The following is a 2,580-nucleotide window of genomic DNA, read 5'->3' as shown; positions in this document are numbered from 1 at the left end:
AGCTGTCAGCTCTGTTAACAGGTACCATCTGCATGACATCTTAATTTATGTAAAAAAGATGCCGAAAAATGCAGAACAGGTTTACAATGTTTTAGAAGCGCAGCCAAGGGTTGCAACAACAAAGTTGATTCCGGACAAAGACAGCACTTCCAAGCTGACAGCATATTTCTCAAGAAAAGGAAGATTCATCGGAGATTCCCCTGAAAACCTTATTATTTACGGGTCTGTCCAGCTAAACCGAAGAAGGCATTCCATAAGGCTGAAGCAATGGATAGACAATGCGTCAATTGTATGCCCGGAGAACATCAATGCAATCTATGCTGTGATGGGCGTCCATAAAGATGCCTCGAAGAGCATAAAATTTGTTGATAAACGGTTGTCATGCGAATTGCTGCCGGGGTATAAGTGACACGCCGAGTGTAATTTGATTTATGACAGCATTAAATCGAAGTAGCGGCAGCTATAAGCCGCCGTAGATGAAAAAAATGGAAACATTAGAGAATCTTATCCCGCGAATAATAGAGGATCTTGTTGAAGCATGTAACAACAAGATTGATCCGCCTGGATGCATACTGAATATTGGAGAGCATGTAAGGGACGTTAAACTTGCTCTGCCAAAAAATTATGAGAACATTAACCCTGAAGATGCTGTATTAACTTTCAATTTAGGCGGCATGAAATATTATGCAACTCCGAATCTCGAGTCAATCAAGGATTTGGTTAAACGTGAAAAAATAAAGGAAAAATCACAATGGATTGGCTGTGGCGAAAAAATTGATTTGGAATGCCTTTCTACAGACCCAACCATTGCAAAAGGCAAAACAGAATACAATGTCTCGGTTATCTGCGAAGAAAAAGGAGGATCTGCTGCTCATGCTGCAATAGCCGAGGTTGCATTTATAAGATTCTTGAAGTATTATCTATCGCAAGCAAGAATAAATACAAAGAAAAAGCAAAAGACCTTGGAAAGATTAAATAGGACGGAAGTTATCTATTTGGCGATTGACCCTAAGCAAAATGGCTCGAGTAATTACTATGCTGAATTGGGTGTAAAAACATTAAAGATATCGCCGCAAGGATATGATAAAGTTCCGATTAATCTTGTTTTTGAATTAGGCAATAAAAAAACAATTCTTAGAGGATCAATTCCAAAATATGAGGTTAGTGATGGCAGTCTTTATCACGAGGATATTATGGAAAATTTAAGCAATATTTCTCAAGTAAACGTAGTTGCTCCAAAAAACTTGTACCTTATGGAGCTGGTACTTGCTATTTTTAACAATAAAAAAGTAATAAGGGCAGGCCTATTTACAAAATCCTCGTTCGAATCTGAAAAAGATGTTGTCAGAAAACTAGTTTCCTTATGCGAGTTATTAGTGGAAAACAAAGAGGAAAACGCGATACTAACTGGAAAAGGGAATTATGATGGCCTTAGAGCTATTCTTAAATCTGGAAATGCGAAAGAGTACATCATAACAAGGGATAAGCACGGGATAATTGGTGCGCAATGCCATTCTAAGCAACTAATTACGTACGCAAATGTTCAGCCTTATGAAAAGAACATAGGCAAGAATCCTCAGTTTACAGGGGCAGGGGATGTAGCAGATGGCGTCATCAATGTTTGTTATAATTTAGGATTAGACATAAGAACTACAATAACCCTGGCTAACTTATTTGCTTCCTATAGGATTAGACATGGGAACATTCATGAATATGCTAGACTAATCGAAGCCGAAATTAAAAAGAAGAAAAGAGCATCAATCAGCCAACTTAAATGCCCCAAAGCACAGCCTTATAGTGATTTCAGCCCAAATGGCATCTAAAATTCAAAAAAGATTTGACAAATAATCTGAGGCAAAAATGAAAAAAACAGATTGTAAAAACTTGGACATCATTGTAGGAAGCAGGGAAAGGGTTTCAGAGCTTATTGCCGAGCATATTGCTGCGCAAATGATAAAAAAAGGCGGGAAGATATCAATAGGCGCAGCATGTGGCAGCAGCACTGCCGGAGTTTACATGTCCTTAAATTCAATATCCAGTGACCTTTCAGGAATCACAGCTTTTACGGCTGATGAATTTTTGGGAACAGATGACCAGAAAAAAAGCATAGAAAAACAATTGCCTGGAGCAAAAGTTTATGCTCCTGATGCTATTTTTGTAGGAAAAAACCAATCAGATCTCTCAGATATTATGAGTGTATACTCTTCTCTACAGGAACTAAGAAGAAGTTATGAAGCAGGCAAATATGAATATTTTGAATCTAAGAGGTTCAGAAGCACGGAACGCGCGGCAGATGAATACGAGAAAGATTTCGATTCTATAGAAAAATGTTCTGGACGAGGGGGAGATATAAGGGAAATAATATCTGTTATTGACCACCGCTGCAAAGCGTATGAAAAACAAATAGCAAATGCTGGCGGTATGGCCATTTTACTGCTTGGCCTGGGCATTGATCCTCCGGGGCACATTGCTTCTATTATGCCTAAGACAGTTAATATTAATGAGGGGGTACATCTTGAGGAGTATATAGAACCACACAAAACATCTAATGGAACAACCGATTATGCAATTACCATTGGA

General features: G+C 38.4%; 3 protein-coding genes. All 3 read left to right on the top strand.

The annotated features are described in order from the left end of the window. On the top strand, positions 1 to 409 hold a 409-nt coding region (locus HYU07_05380), incomplete at its 5' end, for a hypothetical protein (GenBank protein ID MBI2129646.1). A gap of 67 nt (positions 410 to 476) precedes the next feature. Then, entirely contained in the window at positions 477 to 1,823 is a 1,347-nt protein-coding gene (locus tag HYU07_05375) for a hypothetical protein (protein ID MBI2129645.1), read from the top strand. Between the two features lie 37 nt (positions 1,824 to 1,860). Beyond that, the coding region (locus HYU07_05370; protein ID MBI2129644.1) for a 6-phosphogluconolactonase at positions 1,861 to 2,580 on the top strand (720 nt) is incomplete at its 3' end.

The sequence above is a fragment of the Candidatus Woesearchaeota archaeon genome (assembly GCA_016180285.1).
Lineage (GTDB): Archaea > Nanobdellota > Nanobdellia > Woesearchaeales > JACPBO01 > JACPBO01.
Note: the sequence above shows the minus strand (reverse complement) of the source record. Positions and strands in the feature narration are given on the sequence as shown.

Excerpts from the sequence above, each read along its gene's own strand:
- HYU07_05375 (MBI2129645.1), top strand. The coding sequence starts at position 477 with ATGAAAAAAATGGAAACATTAGAGAATCTTATCCCGCGAATAATAGAG.